The 21,924-nt window shown below is 62.3% G+C and carries 17 protein-coding genes; 9 read left to right on the top strand and 8 right to left on the bottom strand.

Annotation, left to right across the window (positions count from 1 at the left end):
• From KY379_RS08055 to KY379_RS08030, 6 genes are all read left to right on the top strand, one after another.
• The coding region (locus KY379_RS08055) for a transposase (RefSeq protein ID WP_261239603.1) at positions 1–177 on the top strand (177 nt) is incomplete at its 5' end.
• A 99-nt stretch (positions 178–276) separates the two neighbouring features.
• Positions 277–2,511 carry a heavy metal translocating P-type ATPase gene (locus tag KY379_RS08050; protein ID WP_261239600.1) on the top strand — a complete coding sequence of 745 codons (2,235 nt, stop codon included), beginning with the start codon at positions 277–279 and terminating at the stop codon, positions 2,509–2,511.
• A 12-nt stretch (positions 2,512–2,523) separates the two neighbouring features.
• Complete coding sequence (locus KY379_RS08045) at positions 2,524–3,393, top strand: LysR family transcriptional regulator (protein ID WP_261239599.1); 870 nt, start codon at positions 2,524–2,526, stop codon at positions 3,391–3,393.
• 212 nt (positions 3,394–3,605) lie between these two features.
• Positions 3,606–4,664, top strand: coding sequence for a putative 2-aminoethylphosphonate ABC transporter ATP-binding protein (locus tag KY379_RS08040; protein WP_261239598.1), 1,059 nt, complete (start codon positions 3,606–3,608; stop codon positions 4,662–4,664).
• 1 nt (position 4,665) lies between these two features.
• Complete coding sequence (locus tag KY379_RS08035) at positions 4,666–6,390, top strand: putative 2-aminoethylphosphonate ABC transporter permease subunit (protein ID WP_133325136.1); 1,725 nt, start codon at positions 4,666–4,668, stop codon at positions 6,388–6,390.
• A gap of 29 nt (positions 6,391–6,419) precedes the next feature.
• The gene (locus tag KY379_RS08030) at positions 6,420–7,442 is read left to right on the top strand and encodes a putative 2-aminoethylphosphonate ABC transporter substrate-binding protein (RefSeq protein ID WP_261239596.1); all 1,023 of its coding nucleotides are present in this window, start codon (positions 6,420–6,422) and stop codon (positions 7,440–7,442) included.
• 101 nt (positions 7,443–7,543) lie between these two features.
• On the opposite strand, the gene KY379_RS08025 is transcribed toward KY379_RS08030, so the two are convergent.
• Positions 7,544–8,908 (bottom strand): GTPase/DUF3482 domain-containing protein, encoded by a 1,365-nt coding sequence (locus tag KY379_RS08025; RefSeq protein ID WP_133325132.1) that lies wholly within the window; start codon positions 8,906–8,908, stop codon positions 7,544–7,546.
• Positions 8,901–10,292, bottom strand: coding sequence for a DUF2868 domain-containing protein (locus KY379_RS08020; protein WP_261239595.1), 1,392 nt, complete (start codon positions 10,290–10,292; stop codon positions 8,901–8,903). The genes KY379_RS08025 and KY379_RS08020 overlap by 8 nt, the downstream gene beginning before the upstream one ends.
• Positions 10,293–10,346: 54 nt before the next feature.
• On the opposite strand from KY379_RS08020, the gene KY379_RS08015 reads away from it, so the two are divergent.
• Positions 10,347–10,862, top strand: coding sequence for a dihydrofolate reductase (locus KY379_RS08015; protein WP_261239594.1), 516 nt, complete (start codon positions 10,347–10,349; stop codon positions 10,860–10,862).
• Between the two features lie 32 nt (positions 10,863–10,894).
• On the opposite strand, the gene KY379_RS08010 is transcribed toward KY379_RS08015, so the two are convergent.
• Complete coding sequence (locus KY379_RS08010; RefSeq protein WP_133325126.1) at positions 10,895–12,286, bottom strand: L-cystine transporter; 1,392 nt, start codon at positions 12,284–12,286, stop codon at positions 10,895–10,897.
• 242 nt (positions 12,287–12,528) lie between these two features.
• Here KY379_RS08010 and KY379_RS08005 point away from each other — a divergent pair, with 242 nt between their 5' ends.
• Entirely contained in the window at positions 12,529–13,584 is a 1,056-nt protein-coding gene (locus KY379_RS08005; protein WP_133325124.1) for a haloacid dehalogenase-like hydrolase, read from the top strand.
• A 190-nt stretch (positions 13,585–13,774) separates the two neighbouring features.
• Here the strand turns inward: KY379_RS08005 and KY379_RS08000 are convergent, their stop codons facing one another.
• The 3 genes from KY379_RS08000 to ilvD form a co-directional block, all read right to left on the bottom strand.
• Positions 13,775–14,542 carry a sulfite exporter TauE/SafE family protein gene (locus KY379_RS08000; protein ID WP_196171324.1) on the bottom strand — a complete coding sequence of 256 codons (768 nt, stop codon included), beginning with the start codon at positions 14,540–14,542 and terminating at the stop codon, positions 13,775–13,777.
• Between the two features lie 38 nt (positions 14,543–14,580).
• A complete protein-coding gene (locus tag KY379_RS07995) occupies positions 14,581–15,561 on the bottom strand; it encodes a hypothetical protein (protein WP_261239593.1) in 981 nt (326 codons plus the stop codon).
• Between the two features lie 560 nt (positions 15,562–16,121).
• Positions 16,122–17,963: a dihydroxy-acid dehydratase gene (gene ilvD, locus KY379_RS07990; protein ID WP_133325120.1), complete on the bottom strand. Its 1,842-nt coding sequence runs from the start codon at positions 17,961–17,963 to the stop codon at positions 16,122–16,124.
• A gap of 775 nt (positions 17,964–18,738) precedes the next feature.
• Here ilvD and mgtE point away from each other — a divergent pair.
• Positions 18,739–19,794 carry a magnesium transporter gene (mgtE, locus tag KY379_RS07985; protein ID WP_261239590.1) on the top strand — a complete coding sequence of 352 codons (1,056 nt, stop codon included), beginning with the start codon at positions 18,739–18,741 and terminating at the stop codon, positions 19,792–19,794.
• A gap of 64 nt (positions 19,795–19,858) precedes the next feature.
• Here mgtE and KY379_RS07980 read toward each other — a convergent pair whose 3' ends face one another.
• Both KY379_RS07980 and KY379_RS07975 read right to left on the bottom strand, forming a co-directional pair.
• Positions 19,859–21,055 (bottom strand): class I SAM-dependent rRNA methyltransferase, encoded by a 1,197-nt coding sequence (locus KY379_RS07980; protein WP_133325116.1) that lies wholly within the window; start codon positions 21,053–21,055, stop codon positions 19,859–19,861.
• A gap of 127 nt (positions 21,056–21,182) precedes the next feature.
• Positions 21,183–21,722, bottom strand: a complete 540-nt coding sequence (locus KY379_RS07975) for a type 1 glutamine amidotransferase domain-containing protein (RefSeq protein WP_133325114.1) — start codon at positions 21,720–21,722, stop codon at positions 21,183–21,185.
• Positions 21,723–21,924: the final 202 nt, after the last annotated feature.

Below are 21,924 nucleotides of genomic sequence, written 5' to 3'. Positions count from 1 at the left end.
CAAGCCTGTTCGCATTGCGGCGTACTCCCGCCCAGTAGTCCGAAAGGTAGGACCGGCCTTGGAATAAGAGAATGGACGTGTGAGTGTGGTGTCACTCACGACCGCGACATTAACGCGGCGAAGAACATTCTCGCGGTCGGGCATGGCCGTCTACCTGTAGGAATCCCCGTCCTGTAGGGCGGGGAGGATGTCAAGGGCGAAACTCCAGCAGATGGCTTGACCCTATAGTGGCTACAGGGTGTTCACTTGGCAACAGGCCCATTTAAGGACGATCCCATGAACCAGCCTGTCAGCCACGATCATGATCACGAGCATGCCAACGCACATGCCCACGCCCACGCCCACGCGTGCTGTGGCTCGCATGCCGCGCCATCCCGGGTGCAATTGACCCAGGACGCCAGCGACTCGGCTCAGCTCAGCCGTTTTCGCATCGAGGCCATGGACTGCCCCACCGAGCAGACTCTGATCCAGGACAAGCTGGGCAAGCTGGCAGGCATCGAGCAGTTGGAGTTCAACCTGATCAACCGCGTTCTCGGGGTGCGCCACACATTGGGCGATACCATCGAGATCGAGCGCGCCATCGACAGCTTGGGCATGAAAGCCGAGCCGCTCGATGCTGCCGAGGAGGTCATTGGCAGCGCAGCGCAGTCCCATGCGACCCGCTGGTGGCCGCTGGCACTGTCTGGCGCCGCCGCGATCGCTGCGGAGATCGTGCACTTCGCAGCGCTCGCCCCTGAGTGGGTCGTGGCGCTGTTGGCGTTGGCCGCCATCCTTGGTTGTGGCCTGGGGACCTACAAGAAGGGCTGGATCGCCCTGAAGAATCGCAATCTGAACATCAACGCGCTGATGAGCATCGCCGTGACCGGCGCGGTACTGATCGGCCAGTGGCCGGAGGCCGCCATGGTGATGGTGCTGTTCACCGTCGCCGAACTGATCGAGGCGCGCTCGCTGGATCGCGCGCGCAATGCCATCAGCGGCCTGATGCAGCTGACTCCGGACATGGCCACGGTCAGGCAAGCGGACGGCCAGTGGCGCGAGGTCGAGGTCCGTGAGGTAACGGTGGGCGCGTGTGTGCGACTGCGCCCCGGTGAGCGGGTCGGTCTGGACGGTGAGGTCACCAGCGGGCAGTCCAGTGTCGATCAGGCACCTATCACCGGTGAAAGCCTGCCGGTCGAGAAGACCGTGGGCGATCAGTTGTTCGCCGGCACGATCAACCAGGCTGGTGCGTTGGAGTACCGGGTCACGGCCGCTGCCGGGCAATCGACTCTGGCGCGGATCGTCAAGGCGGTGGAGGAGGCGCAAGGTGCGCGGGCACCCACGCAGCGCTTCGTCGACCGCTTCTCGCGGGTGTACACCCCAGCGGTGTTCGCCTTGGCGTTGGCCGTGGCGATCATTCCGCCGCTGTTCATGGCCGCTGCCTGGTTCGACTGGGTTTACCGGGCCCTGGTGTTGCTGGTGGTGGCCTGCCCCTGTGCCTTGGTGATCTCTACCCCGGTGACCATCGTCAGCGGACTGGCTGCCGCGGCGCGTAAAGGCATCCTGATCAAGGGGGGGGTGTACCTGGAGGGCGGCCGTAAGCTGGACCTCCTGGCCTTGGACAAGACCGGCACGCTGACCCATGGCAAGCCGGTGCAGACCGACGCCCAGGTGCTCGACCCACGGGTCGAAGGCCGGGCCCAGGCGCTGGCCGCCAGCCTGGCCGAGCGCTCGGACCATCCGGTCTCGGGCGCCATTGCCCAGTTCGCCAAAGCGCAGGGCTTGCCGCTGAGCGAGGTCGATGGTTTCGCTGCCCTGGCGGGCCGTGGCGTGCGCGGTGAGATCGACGGTGAAACCTACCATCTGGGCAATCACCGCCTGGTCGAGGAGTTGGGGCTGTGCTCGCCGGCACTGGAGGTGCAGCTCGATGCCCTGGAGCGCCAAGGCAAGACCGTGGTCCTGTTGCTCGACCGCGCCGGCCCGCTGGCGCTGTTCGCCGTGGCTGACACGGTCAAGGACAGCAGCCGCGAGGCCATCGCCGAATTGCATGGGCTGGGGATCAAGACGGTCATGCTCACCGGTGACAATCCGCACACTGCCCAGGCCATCGCCGCCCAGGTGGGCATCGACCGCGCCGAAGGCGACCTGCTGCCCGCCGATAAGCTGCAGAGCATCGAGCGGCTATATGCCGAGGGCCATCGGGTGGGCATGGTCGGCGATGGTATCAACGACGCGCCGGCCCTGGCCCGCGCCGAGATCGGCTTTGCCATGGCTGCGGCTGGCACCGACACGGCTATCGAGACTGCCGATGTGGCGCTGATGGATGACGACTTGCGCAAAATCCCCGCGTTCGTCAGGCTGTCCCGCCAAAGTGCGGCGATCCTGATGCAGAACATCGTTCTGGCGTTGGGCATCAAGGCGATTTTCCTGGCGATCACCTTTGCCGGTATGGCCACTCTGTGGATGGCGGTGTTCGCCGACATGGGCGTGAGCCTGCTGGTGGTGTTCAACGGTCTGCGCCTGCTGCGCAAGTAATGAGGTCCTGCAATGCTGAGTGCCGAGCTCAAAGCCTTCTACATGGTGGCCCGTCTGGGCAGCATCACCCAGGCGGCGAAGAAGCTCGGGCTCAGCCAGCCGACGGTGACCACCCAGATCCGCAACCTGGAGAGCCAATACGCGGTGGAGCTGTTCTTCCGCGGGGGCCGGCGTCTGGTGCTGAGCGAAGCGGGCGCACGCCTGCTGCCTAGGGTCAAGGCGCTGCTCCAGCAGGAGGCCGACATCGAGTTCGAATTGCGTAACAGCGGCCAACAGCAGGGCAACCTGCGTATCGCCGCCACGGCGCCTTACTACATCCTCGACCTGGTGAAGATTTTCCGCGAGCGACTGCCCCAGGTCGAGGTGGCGATGGAGATCGGCAACTCTCAGCAGGTGCTGGAATTGCTCGAGGACTACCGGGTCGATATCGCGGCTTCGTCGCAACTGGTCGAAGACACGCGCCTGGTGCGGCGGGTGCTGGGGACCGACCCGTTGGTGGTGGCCGTACACCGCAATCACCCGCTGGCGCAACGCCAGAGCGTGTCCATCGAGGCCCTGGCCGGGCACTGCCTGTTGATGCGTGAGCAGGGTTCGATCACGCGCAGGCTCACCGAGCAGATGATGCAGGCGGCGGGGGTCAAGGCCGGGACGCTGTTGGAGATCGGCAGCCGCGAGTCGATCCGCGAGGCGGTGCTGCGCAACATCGGCATCAGCGTCATCGCCCGCCATGAGGTGCCGCATAACGCCGAGCTGCGGGTGTTGGCGCTGGAGGATGCGCCGGTGATGCACGAATACCTGTATTGCCTGAAAGAGCGGCGCCAGGCCCGGTTGCCGGCGGCCTTTCTGGGGGTGGCGCAGGAAGTGGCCGGGTCGCAGTTCTAGCGTCGTCTTCTTCGCGGGCAAGCCCGTTCCCACAGGTACTGCTTCGCTCTCTGGCTCCGTGCAGTACCTGTAGGAGCGGGCTTGCCCGCGAAAGGGCCCTCAAGTTCACTACAAAATCTACCTATACCACTATCACCCGCTTTTGCCCTAAAGCCACACAACCTTCGCACTGCCTTCCTAGCATGGCCTCACTTGTTCGATGAGGCCTCGCCATGAACCACGCCACTCCAGGCGCACAGATGAAAGTGCGCGGTATCCACAAACGTTTCGGCGCCTTCACCGCGCTCAACGATGTCTCGCTGGACGTTTCCGCTGGCGAGCTCGTGTGCCTGCTGGGCCCGTCGGACTGTGGCAAGACCACCCTGTTGCGCTGCATCGCCGGGCTCGAGCGCCAAGACCGCGGCGAGCTGTATATCGGCGAGCGAGACATCTCCGAACTGCCGCCCCAGGCCCGTGATTACGGCATCCTGTTCCAGTCCTACGCGCTGTTCCCCAACCTCACGGTCGAGGCCAACATCGCCTACGGCCTGACCGGCAGTGGCCGCGACGCGAGTCGCCAGCGAGTGGCCGAGATGCTCGAACTGGTTGGCCTTGCCGGCAGCGAAAAGAAATACCCCGGCCAGTTGTCCGGTGGTCAGCAGCAGCGGGTGGCGCTGGCCCGGGCGCTGGCCCCGGCACCTTCGTTGTTGCTGCTCGATGAGCCGATGTCGGCGCTCGACGCCCGTGTCCGCGAGCACTTGTGCGGTGAACTGCGCCAACTGCAACGCCAGCTCGGCATCACCACGCTGATGGTGACCCACAACCAGGACGAGGCCATGCTGATGGCCGACCGTATCGCCGTGATGAATAACGGCCAGGTCGAGCAGTACGCCCCACCGCAGGCCATCTACGAGCGCCCGGCCACGCCGTTCGTTGCTGATTTCGTCGGCCAAGGCAATTGGTTGCCGTTCCAGCGCAGCAGCGACAGCCATGCGCAGGTCGGTGGCATGAATATGCGCTTGGCCCCGGGTGTTGCGCCGTTGGCCAATGGCCGACTGTTCTGCCGCCCGGAAGCGATCACCGTCAACCCATTGGTGCACGAGGAAAACCTGTTCCCGGCCAAGCTCAACGAGATTACCTTCCTTGGCAACCGTTGCCGCATGAGCTTCGAGTTCAAGGCCCTGCCAGGTCATTCGTTGCTTGCCGAGCTGGCGCCGGAAGCCATGCCATGTCTGGGCTCGCAAGACATCTGGGTGGCCGTGCCGCCGCACAGCCTGCAGGTGTTCGCCTGAGATGGCCGCGCCAATGACCCTGCCCCTCGGACAGGCCAAGCGTGCCTCGTACGCTGCCACTGCCGCGGGCGATCGATTGTTCGTGATCGGCGGTAAGAGCTTGCTGCTGGTGCTCCTGCTGCTGGCGGTGGTGATGCCGTTGCTGGCGATCTTCTGGCGTGGTTTGAGCGGTGACGCCGGACAGGGCGGTGGCTTGCTGGCGGCACGCGAGATGTTCGCCAGTGCCAACTTCCGCTGGCTGCTGGGCAACAGTCTGGCGGTCGCCTGCACCGTGGCCGCCGTCGTGGTGCCGCTGGCCTATCTGTTCGCCTATGCCCTGCAACGCACGCTGATCCCAGCCAAGGGCCTATGGCGCGGCATCTCGCTGTTGCCGCTGCTGGCGCCGTCGATGCTGCCGGCCATCGCCCTGGTCTACCTGTTCGGCAACCAGGGCCTGCTGCGCCATTTGCTCAGCGACAACATCTATGGTTTCTGGGGCATCGTTCTGGGCGAAGCCATCTACACCTTCCCGCATGCGCTGATGATCCTGCTCTCGGCCCTGTCGCTGGCCGATGCGCGGCTGTTCGATGCGGCGTCGAGCATGGGTGCCGGGCCGTGGCGGGCGTTCTCCAGCATCACCTGGCCGGCGTCGCGCCAGGCGGTATTCGCGGCTTTCTGCCTGGTGTTCACCTTGACCATCACCGACTTCGGCGTTCCGGTCGTGGTCGGTGGCGACTACCAGGTGCTGGCACTGGAGGCGTACAAGGCGGTGGTCGGTCAGCAACAGTTCGGCCGTGGTGCGTTGATCGGCATGGTGCTGCTGGTGCCGGCGCTGCTGAGCTTCGCCGTCGATGCCTGGCTGCGACGACGTCAGGGCGACGCCATGAGTGGTCGTGCCCAGGTCTTCGAGCCCAAGCCGTCACGGATGCGTGATGCCTGCTTCCTGACCGTGGTGGCGTTGGTCTGCGCGGTGCTGCTGGTGGTGATCGGCATGGCGGTGTACTCGTCGCTGGTCACCTTTTGGCCATACAACCTGACCTTGTCGTTCAAGCACTACCTGTTCGAGGACACGGCAGGCGGTGGCTGGCTGGCCTACCGCAATAGCGTGACCATGGCCATTTGCACCGCGCTGGTCGGCAGCCTGGTGATCTTCACCGGGGCCTACCTGATGGAGAAGACCCAGGGTCAGCGCCTGCTCAACCAGATCCTGCGCCTGCTGAGCTTCATCCCCATGGCGGTGCCGGGCCTGGTGCTGGGGCTGGGTTACGTATTCTTCTTCAACTTCGCCGGCAACCCGTTGCACGTGTTCTACGGCAGCATGGCGCTGTTGGTGCTGTGCACCGTCGCTCACTACCTGACCACTGCGCAGATGACCGCGACCACCGCGCTGCGCCAGCTCGATGGCGAGTTCGAGGCCGCCGCGCTGTCGCTCAAGGCGCCGCTGTACAAGCACTTCGTACGGGTCACCGTGCCGATCTGCCTGCCTGCGCTGCTGGATATCGTTCGCTACCTGTTCGTCTCGGCGATGACCACCGTCTCGGCGGCGATCTTCCTCTACAGCCCCGACACCATCCTGGCTGCCGTCGCGGTGCTGAACATGGACGACGCCGGCAACGTCGGTGGTGCTGCCGCCATGTCGACCCTGATCCTGCTCACCAGTGCTGCCGCGTCCCTGCTGCTGGCCGCGGCTTCGCGTGGCCTGCTGCGCCGCTCCCAGGCCTGGCGCCAACGTGCGCCCGGTCACTGACCGATTGCCCAAACGATAGGAACCGCATCATGTTCAAGCCCCTCGCACTTGCCGCTGCCGTATCCGCCGTCTTCTGCCTGCAGGCTTCGGCCGCAGCCACCCAGTTGACCGTCTACACCGCCCTGGAAGCCGAGCAGCTGCGCAGCTACAAGCAGGCGTTCGAAAAGGCCAACCCGGACATCGAGATCAAATGGGTGCGTGACTCCACCGGGATCATCATCGCCAAACTGCTGGCCGAAAAAGACCGCCCACAGGCGGATGCGGTCTGGGGGCTCGCAGCGTCCAGCCTGGCCATCCTCGACCAGAACGGCATGCTTGAAGCCTACGCACCGAAAGACCTGGGCAAGATTTCGCCCAACTACCGCGATGCGGCCAATCCGCCGGCCTGGGTCGGCATGGACGTATGGGCCGCGACCATCTGCTTCAACACCATCGAGGCCGAGAGGCAGGGCTTGAGCAAGCCGGTGAGCTGGCAGGACCTGACCAAGCCTGAGTACAGGGGCAAGATAGTCATGCCCAACCCGGCCTCGTCCGGCACGGGCTTCCTCGACGTGAGCGCCTGGCTGCAGACCTTTGGCGAGCCGCAGGGCTGGACCTACATGGATGACCTGCACCAGAACATCGGCCAATACGTTCACTCCGGTTCCAAGCCTTGCAAGCTGGCGGCGTCGGGTGAATTCCCAATCGGTATCTCGTTCGAGTACCCGGCAGTACAGCTCAAGCGCCAGGGCGCGCCGCTGGACATCGTGCTGCCCAAGGAAGGTCTGGGTTGGGAAATCGAGGCCACCGCGGTGATCAAGGGCTCGGCCAAGGCCGATGCCGCCAGGCGCCTTGCCGATTTCTCGGCAAGCCCGGCGGCGATGGAGCTGTACAAGGAAAACTTCGCGGTATTGGCCGCGCCCGGGATCGCCAAACCCCAGACAGAACTGCCGGCCGACTATGAACAGCGGTTGATCAAGAACGACTTCGCCTGGGCTTCGAAGAACCGCGACCAGATTCTGGCCGAGTGGCGCAAGCGCTATGACGGCAAGTCGGAGAAGGTGGCGCAGTAGGGTCTGTCTTGAGGGGTGTGGTGTTCATGAGATCGAGCGCCGCGCGGGCGGCGCTCGATCTCAACGGCGCTACACCTCTCAAGCCAGCCCTTCAAGCCCCCTTAAATCTGCAAAACCAGCGCCTCGAGTTGCTCCTGCCGCTCCGCCTGGTTCACCTTCGCCCCTGGGTTGAGCGTCGACCACTGCGGGTGCGCCCTTGCCTTGCTCAAGGCCTCCGGCAGCTTGCCTTCGCGCCAGGCCTTTTCATCCAGCGGTGCGAGGCGAATGCTGTCCTGCGCTGCATGCCCACGGCGGTCCAGCGCCGCCATCAACTGCTGTTGGCGCAAGGCCAGCAACCGCAGCACGGTGTCATCCACGGTCAGTTCCCGCTGCCCCTTGAGCTTGCCCATCAGCCGCGACCCATAGTTGCGCGCCGTTTGCAGTGCGCCTCCGGCAACGGCACCGGCCAGTGCGGCGATGCCGAGGGTCAGCCCGCCCACCAGCAGGTCGACCCCGGCTCCGGCTGCGGCACCCGCTGCCACGCCGCTGCCCAGGCGTACACCGAGCAATTTCAGGGTTTCAGGGTTGAACAGGTCATCGCCCCAGCGGCCATCGAGCAGTGGCAGGTCTCCCGCGTTGGCGTCCTCGCGGCGGAAGGCATACAGCTTGAGCAATGCCTCGACGCAGCGTTGCTCGCGCTGGCGAACGTCTTGGCGCAGCGCCTCGATGGCCTTGGCTTCGGCGGCAGGTTCGGCCTGGACACTGCGCCGGCAGGCGGCGCAGTCGAGCAGCAGTTCGGCGATCAGGCGCTTGCCGCTGTGCTGGCGGGCCAGACGCTGCGCCTGCTGGTCGTCGATCAGCCGTTGCAGGGCCGGGCGGGCATCTTCGAGCAGCAACGCCAGGCTTTCGTAGAGGCGCCGCTCGCCATCTTCTGGCGGCGCCACGCTGTCGAACCGCACCAGCGCATGCAGGCCAAGGCGGGCCAGGGCTTCGCGCCATTCGGGCTCGCGGTGCTGGTCGCTGGCCACGAAGTTCAGCACCGGCAGCAATGGCTTGCCGCAGCCGGCGAGCACCTCCAGCTCGTCGCGGTACTTGGCCAGCACCGGCTCGCGTACGTCGATCACATACAGGCCGGCATCGCTGGCCAGCAACTGGCGCAGCACCTTGGCCTCCTGTTCGAATCGCTGGCGGGCCTCGCTGCCTTGCAGGAAGCGAGCGAGGCGCGCCGGACCGTCCAGGCGTTCGCCTGGGCGCTCCAGGCGTTCCAGGTAGTCGAGCAGGGCGATGGCGTCTTCCAGGCCAGGGGTGTCATAGAGTTCAAGCAGTGGCTCGCCGTCCACCGACAGGCGTGCACCTTCGACGTGGCGGGTGGTGCTCGGACGGTGGGAAACCTCGCCGAAGCCGATGTCGCGGGTCAGGGTGCGCAGCAGCGAGGTCTTGCCGACGTTGGTGTGGCCGACCACGGCCAGTTTCAGCGGCTCAGTCATGGCCATGCTCCAGCCAGGTCAGGGGCGAGGTGTCGGCGTGGGGCAGGCCGAGGCGGTCGAGGGCTTCGTGCCAATCGCCCAAGCGTTGCGCGTCCAGGGCCTGGCCCGGCTCGGCCTGGAGCAGCCAGATGCGCGTCGCACCGGCGTAACGTGCCAGCTCGGCGAGCAGTGCCAGGCTGCCGCGGTCGGGCGAGCGACGCGGGTCGCAGGCGATGGCCAGGCGCGCCGGCGGAAAGCGGCTGAGCTGTTCGAGCAGGCGGTTGCGCGACTCGCGGCTGTCGAGCACGCCGGCGTTGGTCACAGCCTTGGGCATTGCCGGCGGCCAGGGGCGCTGCTCGTCCAGTTCGAGGCCGACCAGAAGGGCACCGCTGCTGCCGCTTTCCAACTGGCCGGCCTGGAATTGCGGCAAGCTCTCGGGCGCGGCATCCTGCACACCGATCCGCTCGCTGCGCGGCATCAGGACCTCGCGCAGTTGCGCATAGCCCGGCAGGCTGAGGTCCAGGGCCAGGCGCTCGCGGCCCTGGCGCCAGCGCCACAGGCACAGGCCGGCCAACAGCAGGCGGGGCAGCAGGCCATAAACCAGGACTACGCCGAGCAACCAACTGGCCCAGGCCTGACGGGCGATGTCCAGGGCCGGAAGGGTCGCGCCGCTGGCGCGGATCATGGTTTCGTCCGGCACGGCGAAGCCCAGCAGCGAGGGCAGGGCGCCGAGGGTCTGGGTCAGGCGAATGAACGGTTCGGCCGCCAGCAACGTGGTTTCCCAGACGAAGCCATAGCGGCGGGTGGCCAGCAATGCCAGAAGCATGGCGACTGCCGTCAGCATCGCCAGTAGCCACAGGCCATGCACCAGCGCGCCCAACAGCCAGCGGTTCAGGCGCTGGCGTTGCAGCAGCACGAGCAGGGCGGGGGCCAGCTGGGCGGCCTTGGCATCGCGGGCGAAGCGTTCGCTCAACCACAGCCACAACCGCCCGAGGCTGGCGCCATGCTCGCCGCTGAGCATCAGACCCGCAGCCCAGCCCAGCAGCATCAGCAGGTTGAGCCCCAACAGGCTGCCCAAGGCCCAGAATACGTTGACCGGTCGCTGGCCATCGCCCAAGGCGGCGAAGGCCAGCCCAGAGCCGCTGACCACGGCCAGCAGCGCCAGGGCCAACAGCGCCAGGCGAGCGCCTTGCTTCCAGCGACCCAGGGCGGCGCTCATGCCGTCGCGCTCGGCCAGGAACAGCGCCCGGGTCTCGATCCGCGTAGCCAGGTCGCCGCCTTGCTGTCGGGCATGGCGGTTGGCTTCCTGATCCTCCAGGGGACCAGCCTGTTCCTCGCGCAGGCGCACCGCTTCGGTGAGCCAACGTTTGTCCAGTGATGTAGGTGCAGTCACAAGCTCTTCCATTGCACGGTTCAGGGCAGAAGCATAACCCACACGCCGGGTGCTATCCTCGCCGGCATGAATACATCACTTCCCCTCAGCCTGATCGCGGCTCATGCCGAGAACCGCGTCATCGGCATCGACAATTCCATGCCCTGGCACCTGCCGGGGGACTTCAAGTACTTCAAGGCAACCACCCTGGGCAAGCCGATCATCATGGGCCGCAAGACCTGGGATTCGCTGGGGCGGCCGTTACCGGGGCGGCTGAACGTCGTGGTCAGTCGTCAGCCGGGTCTGCAATTGGCTGGTGCCGAGGTGTTCGCTTCGCTGGAGGCTGCGCTGGTGCGAGCCGAGCAATGGGCGCGCGAACAAGGCGTGGGCGAGTTGATGCTGATCGGCGGGGCGCAGTTGTACGCGCAGGCGTTGGAGAAGGGGCTGGTGAGCCGGATGTACCTGACCCGGGTCGAGCTGCAGCCGGAGGGCGACGCCTGGTTCCCCGAATTCGATATGGCGCAGTGGCAGCGGGTGTCGAGCGAGGCGCAGGCTGAAGAAGGCAAGCCTGCGTATCATTTCGAGGTTTGGGACAAGCGTTGAGTTTATCGGGGCTGCACTGCAGCCCCGATAGCTCAGGAGTGCTTCAACTCGGCATGCTCATCGCCGCCCAACAAGTCTTTGTCGGTTTCCTTGAGCAGTTGGCTGGTCACCACGCCCGCGGTCATCGAACCATTCACGTTCAACGCCGTGCGGCCCATGTCGATCAGCGGCTCCACGGAAATCAGCAGCGCCACCAATTCGACTGGCAGGCCCATGGCCGGGAGCACGATCAGGGCGGCGAAGGTCGCGCCACCGCCCACCCCGGCCACCCCGGCCGAACTCAGGGTGACGATGGCCACCAGCGTGGCGATCCACAAGGGGTCGAACGGGTCGATGCCCACGGTCGGGGCGACCATCACCGCCAGCATCGCCGGGTACAGTCCGGCGCAGCCGTTCTGGCCGATGGTGGTGCCGAACGAGGCACTGAAACTGGCGATCGACTGCGGCACGCCCAAGCGGCGGGTCTGCGCTTCGATGTTCAGTGGAATGCTGGCAGCGCTGGAGCGGCTGGTGAAGGCGAAGGTCAGCACTGGCCAAACCTTGCGCAGGAACCGCAGCGGATTGACGCCGGTCAACGCCTGGATGATGGCGTGCACCCCGAACATCAACCCCAGGCCCAAGTACGACACCAATACGAAGCTGCCGAGCTTGAGGATGTCGTCCAGGTTGGAGCTGGCGACCACCTTGGTCATCAAGGCCAGTACGCCATAGGGCGTGAGCCGCATCACCACACGCACCAGACGCATGACCCACGCTTGCAGGGTATCGATGGCCGACAGGGCGCGCTCGCCCTGGGCGGCGTCATCCTTGATCAGTTGCAGCGCGGCAAGGCCTACGAATACTGCGAAGATCACCACGGCGATGATCGAAGTCGGTCGTGCCCGGGCCAGGTCGCCGATCGGGTTGCTGGGGATGAACGACAGCAGCAGCTGCGGAACGTTGATGTCGGCGACCTTGCCGGCGTAGTCGCTGTGGATGGCCTGCAGGCGCGCGTGTTCTTGCACCCCGGCCACCAGGCCTTCAGCGCTCAGACCGAACAGGTTGGTCAGGCTGATGCCGATCAGGGCGGCGATGGCGGTGGTCAGCAGTAGTGTGCCGATAGTCAGCACACTGATGCGGCCGAGCATCGAGGCATTGTGCAAGCGTGCCACGGCACTGAGGATCGACGCGAAGATCAGCGGCATGACGATCATCTGCAGCAGGCCGACATAGCCGTTGCCGACCAGGTCGAGCCAGCCGATGGTGGCCTTGAGCACCGGGTGGCCGGCGCCGTAGACCGTGTGCAGGGCCAGGCCGAAGACCACGCCCAGCACCAGACCGAGTAACACCTTCTTGGCCAGGCTCCAGTCGGTGCGGCGGGTTTGTGCCAGGCCCAGCAGCAGGGCCAGGAACGCCAGCAGGTTGAGAGACAGCGGCAGGTTCATTGAAGCTCCAGGAGAATGCAGTAGGGGGCGTCGCTTCTGTGAGCGATTGCGAACGCAAATGCTAACAGGCTGAAAACAAACGAACTTATATCCAAAAATAATTTGCATAGTCGTTTTTGGAATATAGGCACGTCGCTCACACCTACGTCCACGACGCCCAGAGCTGCATGAGGGTCGCTGTCGGAGCCCGCGAACCTGGATGATTGCACTAGCGTCTTTGGGTCTTTTCAGGAGAAACGCACATGAAGTTCGCTTCGAAAGCCCTCGCGGGCGGCTTGGCCCTGCTGTGCTGTGTCGAATCCTTTGCCACCGAGCTCCAGCACTGGCCGGCGGACGCCGCCCGGCAGTTGAATGCCATGATTGCTGCCAACGCCCACAAAGGTAACTTCGCGGTGTTCGACATGGACAACACCAGTTACCGCTATGACCTCGAAGAGGCCCTGCTGCCTTTCATGGAAAACAAAGGCCTGCTGACCCGCGACAAGCTCGATCCGTCGCTCAAGCTCATACCCTTCAAGGACACCGCCGAGCACAAGGAAACGCTGTTCAGCTACTACTACCGCCTGTGTGAAATCGACGACATGGTCTGCTATCCGTGGGTGGCCCAGGTGTTCTCGGGGTTCACCTTGAAGGAACTGAAAGTGCAGGTGGATGAGCTGATGGCCGCCAACAAGCCGATCCCCAGCACCTATTACGAAGGTGACCAGGTCAAGTCTATAGAGGTGCAGCCGCCGAAGGTGTTCAAGGGCCAGGCTGAGCTGTACAACAAATTGATGGAGAACGGCATCGAGGTCTATGTGGTGTCTGCGGCTTCCGAGGAACTGGTACGCATGGTCGCCTCGGATCCCAAATATGGTTACAACGTCAAACCGCAGAACGTGATCGGTGTCAGCCTGCTGCTCAAGGACCGCGCTAGCGGCCAGGTGACGACCGCGCGCAAGCAGGTCGCCGAGGGACACTACGATGCCAAGGCCAACGAGCGACTGGAACTCACGCCTTATCTGTGGACGCCGGCAACCTGGATGGCGGGCAAACAGGCGGCGATTTTGACCTATATCGATCAATGGAAGAAGCCAGTGCTGGTCGGCGGCGATACACCCACCAGCGATGGTTACATGCAGTTCCATGGCGTCGACGTGAGCAAGGGTGGCATCCATCTGTGGATAAACCGCAAAGCCAAATACATGGACCAGTTGAACGGGATGATCGCGAAGAATGCGGCGGCGCAGGCCAAGGAAGGGTTACCGGTGACGGCAGACAAAAACTGGGTGATCGTGACGCCGGAGCAGATTCAGTAAGGAGCAGGTTCTAAGTTGTTACGGCTGAGCCCTGGCATCGCAGACTGTCAGGGCTCCTTTAGCCATTCTGGATGGGCCGCATACATACCGGGCACGAACATCCCTCACGGCAGTGGTGGGGGTAAACCCAGTGGTCAAGTCAATCGGGCCCGCTAGCGTAACGGGTCAGTGCAGTCTCGGTGGAGGTAATTTATAAGAACAAAGACACGCCCAGTCTTCCAATCAGAAAGACCAAGATTAGTAGAAAGAGGGTTCTGATCAATCCGCTTCCGTATCGCAGCGCCAGGAATACGCCTGTCACAGAACCAGCGATGTTGCAGGCAGCCACCAGTCCGCCGATCATCCACAAAACATTCCCTGATGATATGAAAAATACCAGTGCTGCACCGAAGGTCCCCACGTTTACCAGCTTTGCTGATACTGAGGCATTGAGAAAGTCAAACCCGAAAAACCGGACAAATACGAACAGTAGGAGACTGCCGCTACCAGGACCGAAGATACCATCATAGAAACCAATAGCCCCTCCCAAGACAGTACCGAGTAGTACGGTTCGAGTAGTCAGATCTAAATTCCGGTCGACGTGGCCGAAATCCTTTTTGAAGAAGGTGTACGTCGCCATGGTTATAAGAAGACTAAAAACCACGTACTCCATTAAAATTTTGGGAATAATTGATACAGAATAAGCCCCGAGATAGGAAGATGCGAGTGCAGATAACGACATGGGTGCCACAAGCTTCCATTTTATTCTGATGTTTCTTGCATAGCGAAGTGTTGATGTTAACGTGCCTGCTAGCACCGCTAGTTTGTTCGTCCCGAAAACGGTAGCCAGGCTGTACTGAGGGAGCGCGTGCAATAGAGCGGGAACTTGTATTAGTCCACCTCCCCCCACCGCTGCGTCAATTAAACCACCGCAGAAAGCAAAGAACCCTAAAGCTAACAATGCATAGTCAACGGTCATAAATGATACCGAGTTTATGGCGTGGAGGATGGCCGTTTTCATTGCCCGTCGATGAATTGACCACCAAGTCCGTGCTGTAAAAGGGCTTGATGCAGAGAGCAGAAGGCTTTGCCGACGCGCTGATTATAATCAATCATCTTTTCCTTGAATTTACATAGATCGAAATCCAAGTTGGCGAGTTGATGGTACTTCTGCACAGCAGCTAGCGCGTGTAAACCATGGCGACTTTCAACGGTGCCGGAGTGGCTCATTACATATCCATTCGCCTTGCGCAGTGCGACGTTGTCGTTGACTAGAGAGGGGTGCATGTCTATGATTTTATTGTTTATATATTGCGCTAGAAAATTATATTCGCTTCCGTTCCACAGTTCTGAAGCCACAGCGGTCATCATTGCGTTTATCACAGCGTATCTGTATTGATCAGACTCGACAGGGAGTTTATGTCCTGCTACACCGGTCCGGTATAGAAACTCAGAAAATTCGCTGCATTCATCTACTGAGTACTGGCAATTCTCCCAGCCGTGAGCTCCGAATGCTGCAGCCATGCTCGGAAACATTCCGTCATGGCCGGAGTGTCCCAAACCCAAGTAATCTTTCGCTACCTCGTACATATGCGCCATTACAGTGTTGTGCATATGTTGTTCCGCAATGTTGACGTACAGGGCGTCCCGGGATAGCCGCACGATCAGTTTGGCCGACACCAGACTTGTTGTCTTGTGTGTTTCGTTCCATCCATGAAAGAAACTTAACAGGCCAATGTCTGCATTTCGTTTGTCGAGAAAGGTAAGTAGTGCACGCTCGGCTCGCTGCTGGGACAAGACTGTCTCAGGGTGGTGAAATACATCTTCCAGCATTGCTTTTATTTCACTTGCGCGTTCTATTTGAGCAAGCAGCGGTCTATGACGCAAGCCGTTGATGTATTCTCGCTCAGGTATTTTGAGCCTCTCAATATGCTTGTCAAAATTGCTTATGAAGAGTGTAGAGAAATCTTGCATGGATCTGGCTTTCATGTCACGCATTGCGGAGCCTCATTTAGTTATTTTTAAGCGAGTCATACGCGAAGCGAAAATCCATTAGCTTTGTCGAAAGGTATAAGCGCGTGCAGTAACTTTAGGTACGGTTACTGGGCGTGTGTGAATTGGTTATCGGATGCTTGAATAAGAGCACGCGTTTCAAATGTCGTCAATGCACTTTTTCGTGTTCTTTGAAATATCAGAGAGTTCCTACAGATACGTCTTCTTGCTCAGTAGGATGGTTCTGTAATTGGGTTGGATAGAAGATGTTGCGGTGATGACTTGTTCTAGTGCGCTGAAATGCCACTCCCCTTTAATTGCATGCGACATCGCTCAGGGCTGGCTTGGTAGAGACGATATAGGATTTAGTGCGTCGTGGAGATTATCCGGATATTTCGTAATGGAGCGGACTGGAGGGCTGGTCTTGCATTTCCAGGCACTGTAAGAAGATTGATTTCTTGTGCACGATGTTCCGAGCTCAAAAAAGTGCACAAGTGTATTGATTGTCCTGACCCGAAATGAAAAACCGGCGCTTGAAGCGCCGGTTTTCTTTTGCCATGAAACCCTTACAGCCCTTCGAGCATCGCCTTGTTACGCACTGCACCCTTGTCGGCGCTGGTGGCCAGCAGGGCATAGGCCTTCAGCGCGGTGGTCACCTTGCGCGGGCGGACTTCGGCGGGCTTCCAGCCTTTCTTGTCCTGCTCGATACGGCGGTGGGCCAGCTCTTCATCGCTGACCTGCAGGTTGATCGAACGGTTGGGGATGTCGATCAGGACCTTGTCGCCATCGCGCACCAGGCCGATGGCGCCGCCGGCAGCGGCCTCTGGCGAGGCATGGCCGATCGACAGGCCCGAGGTACCGCCCGAGAAACGGCCGTCGGTGAGCAGGGCGCAGGCCTTGCCCAAGCCTTTGGATTTGAGATACGAAGTCGGATAGAGCATCTCTTGCATGCCCGGGCCGCCTTTCGGACCTTCGTAGCGGATGATGACGATATCACCGGCCTTCACCTCGTCGGCGAGGATGCCGCGCACGGCGCTATCCTGGCTCTCGAAGATCTTCGCGGTGCCTTCGAACACCAGGATCGACTCATCGACACCGGCAGTTTTCACCACGCAGCCGTCCAGCGCGATGTTGCCATAGAGCACGGCCAGGCCGCCCTCTTGCGAGTAGGCGTGCTCGACGCTGCGGATGCAGCCGTTCTCGCGGTCGTCGTCGAGGGTTTCCCAACGGGTCGACTGGCTGAAGGCGGTCTGGGTCGGGATACCGGCTGGGCCTGCCTTGAAGAAGGTGTGCACGGCTTCGTCATCGGTCTGGGTGATGTCCCATTTGGCGATGGCTTCTTCCATGCTGCGGCTGTGCACGGTCGGCAGGTCGGTGTGCAGCAGGCCGCCACGGGCCAGTGAACCGAGGATGCTGAAGATGCCGCCGGCGCGGTGGACGTCTTCCATGTGGTACTTCTGGATGTTCGGCGCCACCTTGCACAGCTGCGGCACCTTGCGCGACAGGCGATCGATGTCGCGCAGGTCGAAGGCGACCTCGCCTTCCTGGGCGGCAGCCAGCAGGTGCAGGATGGTGTTGGTCGAACCGCCCATGGCGATGTCGAGCATCATGGCGTTCTCGAACGCCTTGAAGTTGGCGATGCTACGCGGCAGCACCGAGTCGTCGTTTTCGCCATAGTAACGCTTGCACAGCTCGACGATGGTGCGCCCAGCGGTGAGGAACAGCTGTTCGCGGTCGGCATGGGTGGCCAGGGTCGAGCCGTTGCCCGGCAGGGCCAGGCCCAGGGCTTCGGTCAGGCAGTTCATCGAGTTGGCGGTGAACATGCCGGAGCAGGAACCGCAGGTCGGACAGGCACTGCGCTCGTACTCGGCGACTTTCTCGTCGGAGGCCGAAGAGTCGGCGGCGATGACCATGGCGTCGACCAGGTCCAGGCCATGGCTGGCCAGTTTGGTCTTGCCAGCTTCCATCGGGCCGCCGGAGACGAAGATCACCGGGATGTTCAGGCGCAGGGCGGCCATCAGCATGCCGGGGGTGATCTTGTCGCAGTTCGAGATGCAGACGATGGCATCGGCGCAGTGCGCGTTGACCATGTACTCCACGGCGTCGGCGATGATCTCGCGGCTCGGCAGGGAATACAGCATGCCGTCATGGCCCATGGCGATGCCGTCGTCGACCGCGATGGTGTTGAATTCCTTGGCTACGCCACCGGCGCGTTCGATCTCGCGAGCGACCAACTGGCCCAGGTCCTTCAGGTGCACATGGCCTGGGACGAACTGGGTGAACGAGTTGGCGATGGCGATGATCGGTTTCTTGAAGTCTTCGTCCTTCATCCCGGTGGCGCGCCACAGGGCACGGGCGCCGGCCATGTTGCGGCCTTGGGTGGAAGTCTTGGAACGATAATCAGGCATGTAACACTCCTGGCGGCTTGATCAGGTCACGAATAGGGGAGTGAGCTTCTCTTGTCCTTAGCGCCGCAGGCCGGTTGCCACTGGCACGGATGGGGCCAAGACTTCGCGGGATCGCCGCGTGCTTGGCCAGAGCTCATAAACCCGCCGGGGATGACTGGCGATGAATACGCCGATTCTACACCGCTGGCGCGGCGAGGGAATGAATTAGCGTGTGCAAGCCGAGGTGCGGTCGTGCCCAGCCAACTATATAGGGCCCGTTGCAGGCGCAGATCAGTAACCTGGCAGGGACTCATCGACCCCAAAAGGACTTGATCAAGCAAACTACTTACACCGGTTTTTGCCTTGGCGCCCTGCTTTGTTGGCTGGCCACAGCGGCGCAGGCGCACCGTGCAATTGAGTGAGCTGCCTCTGCCGGGTACCCACGACACGGCAACCTGCTTTCTACGGGGCTCGTTTCGGTAGGGGAGGTCGACTTGATTGCCAATATCATTGCCAATAACCACCACGTCGCGCATGACTTGGGGAAATGATTTGTAGGTCGCTTCTGAAACGCACATCCCTGCCTTTTTCCCTGCAGACGCGGCTGGCCACCTTGCCTATTATCCCCACGCCGCATGTGCGGCTCGACGAGATTCATTCTTGATGGACCTTCCCAGTTTTCGGTTCAACACGAACCCACGATCTGGCACTGAGTGCGCTGTTGCCAGGGCTTGCGAAGACCTGAGCCTGTCTGGCTGAGGTCTCCGGGCGCCTGCGTCGGCGCCTGGAGAACTGCATGCAACCTGTTTCCGATTTTCGTGATACCCCACGGGCCCTGCGCCTGGCCGCCCAGACCCGCCGCGATGAGCTTCTGCAGCCGGAAGGCTATGGCGACGGCACGGCTGGCCGCTTGATGAGCAGCGATTATTCGAGTCTCGATGCCGGCCTTACGGCCAGCCAGGCCATCGACATGCTCCGTCGGGAAGCGGCAGACGCCGAAACCATCTATCAGTCCTATGTGCTCGATGCGCAGCGTAACCTGCTGGGCACGCTGTCCTTGCGAGAATTGATACTCGCCGCGCCTGATCAGCCCATCGAGGACATCATGGTGCGCGACGTGATCAGTGTTCGCACCGCAACCCACCAGGATGAAGTCGCACGGCAGATCCGCGAGCACGAGCTGCTAGCTGTGCCGGTGCTCGACGAAGCGGGCTGCCTGGTGGGAATCGTCACCTACGACGAAGTGCTCGATGTGGTGGTGGGCGAAGCCACAGAGGATTTCCACAAGGGCGCATCGATCACCAACCATGTCGGTAACCTGGGCGATGCCACGGTCGGCCTGTTATACCGCAAACGCGTGCTGTGGCTGGTGGTACTGGTGTTCGGCAATCTGTTCTCAGGCGCGGGTATCGCCGCCTTCGAAGAAACCATCGCTGCCAATATCGTTCTGGTGTTCTTCCTGCCGCTGCTGGTGGACAGTGGAGGCAACGCCGGGGCACAGTCGGCGACCTTGATGGTGCGTGGCCTGGCGACGGGCGAGGTGGTCATGGCGGACTGGCTGCGCATGCTCGGGCGTGAATGCGGGGTTGCGCTGGCGCTTGGCTGCACCATGGCGGTGGCGGTGGCATCGCTTGGGGCGCTGCGCGGTGGTGCGGAAATTGCCCTGATCGTCGCCAGCAGCATGCTGGTGATTGTCCTGGTGGGCAGCTTGATCGGCATGAGCCTGCCGTTCATGTTCACCAGGTTGAAGCTCGATCCGGCCACTGCCAGTGGCCCACTGGTGACCTCGATCGCCGATGCGGCCGGGGTGTTGGTGTACTTCGGGATCGCATCGTATGTACTGAATCTCTGATTCGGTACTTGCACGAGGTCGATTGGCCCGAGTGCCGGCAAGCCGGCGCTCGGGCCAATGCGGATCAGCTGTTGGGCAGCAACCGGCAGGTGATGCTCTTGATGTAGCGGGTTTCGGCGATGGCCGGGTGGACCGGGTGATCAGGGCCCTGGCCGCCGCGCTCGAGCAGTTGCAGGTTGCGGTCCAGGTGGCGGGCGCTGGTCAGCAGGATGTTGTGCAGATCGTCCTCGGGCAGGTGCATCGAGCACGAGGCGCTGACCAGGATGCCGTCCTTGGTCAGCATGCGCATGGCCTGTTCGTTGAGGCGACGGTAGGCCGCTTCGCCGTTTTTCAGGTCCTTCTTGCGTTTGATGAAGGCGGGTGGGTCGGCAATGATCACGTCGAAGCGTTCTTCGGCGGCCTTGAGCTCGCGCAGGGCCTCGAATACATCGCCTTCGATGCAGGTCAGCTTCTCGCTGATGCCGTTGAGCGCGGCGTTGCGTTCGACGCCGTCCAGGGCAAAGCCCGAAGCATCGACGCAGAACACCTCACTGGCGCCGAACGCGCCGGCCTGCACGCCCCAGCCGCCGATGTAGCTGAACAGGTCGAGTACGCGCTTGCCTTTCACATAGGGCGCCAGACGTGCGCGGTTCATGCGGTGGTCGTAGAACCAGCCGGTTTTCTGGCCTTCGCGTACTGGGGCTTCGAACTTCACGCCGTTCTCTTCGAGCGCCACCCAATCGGGCACTTCGCCGTAGACGGTCTCGACGTAACGTTCAAGGCCTTCGGCGTCACGGGCGGCCGAGTCGTTCTTGAACAGGATGCCACTTGGCTTGAGCACCTGTACCAAGGCGGCGATCACGTCGTCCTTGTGTGCTTCCATGGTGGCCGAGGCGAGTTGGACGACGAGGATATCGAAGAAGCGGTCGACCACCAGGCCCGGAAGCAGGTCGGAGTCACCGTAGACCAGGCGGTAGCAGGGCTTGTCGAACAAGCGCTCGCGCAGCGACAGGGCGACGTTCAGGCGGTGCACCAGCAGCGATTTGTCGAGCGGCAGCTTGGCATCGCGCGACAGCAGGCGGGCACAGATCAGGTTGTTGGGGCTCAGCGCGACGATGCCCAGGGGTTTGCCGCTGGCCGCCTCGAGGACTGCTTGCTGACCGGCCTGAAGGCCTTGCAGTGGGGTGGCGGCAACATCGACTTCGTTGCTGTAGACCCACAGGTGGCCGGCGCGCAGGCGGCGGTCGGCATTGGCTTTGAGGCGAAGGCTGGGCAGGGACATGACGTCGCTCCGGAAAAAAGAGCGGGATTATAGCGTGTTGGTCCCTGGGGCGGTGCGGGGTTCGACAAAGTGTTGGGCCCCATCGCCGACAAGCTCGCGCCTGCAGCGATGGGACCGCAGAGATGGATCAGCCTTTCAGGGCCTTGATCAATGCTTCGTTGAATGCGGGGATATCATCCGGTTGGCGACTGGTGATCAGGTTACCGTCGACCACCACCTCTTCATCCACCCAGTTGCCCCCTGCATTGCGGATATCGTCCTGCAGGGTCTTGTAGCTGGTCATGCGCTTGCCTTCGACAAGCCCGCAAGACACCAGCAGCCAGCCGCCGTGGCAGATCACCGCCAGTGGTCGACCTGCGGCGGCATGGCTTTTCACCAGCTTTTGCGCACCAGGGATCAGGCGAATGGTGTCGGAATTCTGTACACCACCTGGCAGTACCAGGGCATCGTACAAGTCCAGGTTGGCGGCTTCGAACGTCGTGTCGACGGCAAATTCATCCGCTGGTTTGTCGTGGTTCCAGCCGCGCACCGAGCCTTGTTTGTCGCTGAGGATATCCACGACCGCACCGCACTGTTGCAGGGCATCGCGAGGGCCGGTCAGCTCGACCTGCTCGAAACCATCGGTTACCAGGAAGGCGACGCGCTTGCCGTTCAAATCGGTACTCATCGGTTGTACTCCTTTTTCAGTAGGGCTGAACCAGAAGGCCTGCGCTGCGAGGGCAAAGTTCCTGCGCAATGCGCCAATGGTTACAGCGCTGCCGATTGCTGCGTCAGGCGCTGGACAGAGGTTAGAATCGCCCGTCCCCATCGAGTAAGCACTAATGTCCCAGGAACTCAGCGCCGAGCAGATCCAGCAAGCCCTGCAAGGC

Origin of the sequence: Pseudomonas sp. HD6422, from assembly GCF_025377065.1 — a bacterium.
In the GTDB taxonomy this organism is placed as follows: domain Bacteria; phylum Pseudomonadota; class Gammaproteobacteria; order Pseudomonadales; family Pseudomonadaceae; genus Aquipseudomonas; species Aquipseudomonas putida_U.
This window is presented reverse-complemented; position numbering and strand designations above follow the sequence as displayed.

Bases quoted from the DNA above. Each gene is read 5' to 3' on its own strand.
- KY379_RS08005 (WP_133325124.1), top strand. From the start codon at position 12,529: ATGAAGTTCGCTTCGAAAGCCCTCGCGGGCGGCTTGGCCCTGCTGTGC.
- KY379_RS07995 (WP_261239593.1), bottom strand. From the start codon at position 15,561: ATGCGTGACATGAAAGCCAGATCCATGCAAGATTTCTCTACACTCTTC.
- KY379_RS08050 (WP_261239600.1), top strand. From the start codon at position 277: ATGAACCAGCCTGTCAGCCACGATCATGATCACGAGCATGCCAACGCA.
- KY379_RS08010 (WP_133325126.1), bottom strand. From the start codon at position 12,286: ATGAACCTGCCGCTGTCTCTCAACCTGCTGGCGTTCCTGGCCCTGCTG.
- KY379_RS08015 (WP_261239594.1), top strand. From the start codon at position 10,347: ATGAATACATCACTTCCCCTCAGCCTGATCGCGGCTCATGCCGAGAAC.
- KY379_RS07975 (WP_133325114.1), bottom strand. From the start codon at position 21,722: ATGAGTACCGATTTGAACGGCAAGCGCGTCGCCTTCCTGGTAACCGAT.
- mgtE (WP_261239590.1), top strand. From the start codon at position 18,739: ATGCAACCTGTTTCCGATTTTCGTGATACCCCACGGGCCCTGCGCCTG.
- KY379_RS08045 (WP_261239599.1), top strand. From the start codon at position 2,524: ATGCTGAGTGCCGAGCTCAAAGCCTTCTACATGGTGGCCCGTCTGGGC.
- KY379_RS08030 (WP_261239596.1), top strand. From the start codon at position 6,420: ATGTTCAAGCCCCTCGCACTTGCCGCTGCCGTATCCGCCGTCTTCTGC.
- KY379_RS08035 (WP_133325136.1), top strand. From the start codon at position 4,666: ATGGCCGCGCCAATGACCCTGCCCCTCGGACAGGCCAAGCGTGCCTCG.
- KY379_RS08025 (WP_133325132.1), bottom strand. From the start codon at position 8,908: ATGACTGAGCCGCTGAAACTGGCCGTGGTCGGCCACACCAACGTCGGC.
- KY379_RS08020 (WP_261239595.1), bottom strand. From the start codon at position 10,292: ATGGAAGAGCTTGTGACTGCACCTACATCACTGGACAAACGTTGGCTC.
- KY379_RS08000 (WP_196171324.1), bottom strand. From the start codon at position 14,542: ATGACCGTTGACTATGCATTGTTAGCTTTAGGGTTCTTTGCTTTCTGC.
- KY379_RS08040 (WP_261239598.1), top strand. From the start codon at position 3,606: ATGAACCACGCCACTCCAGGCGCACAGATGAAAGTGCGCGGTATCCAC.
- KY379_RS07980 (WP_133325116.1), bottom strand. From the start codon at position 21,055: ATGTCCCTGCCCAGCCTTCGCCTCAAAGCCAATGCCGACCGCCGCCTG.
- ilvD (WP_133325120.1), bottom strand. From the start codon at position 17,963: ATGCCTGATTATCGTTCCAAGACTTCCACCCAAGGCCGCAACATGGCC.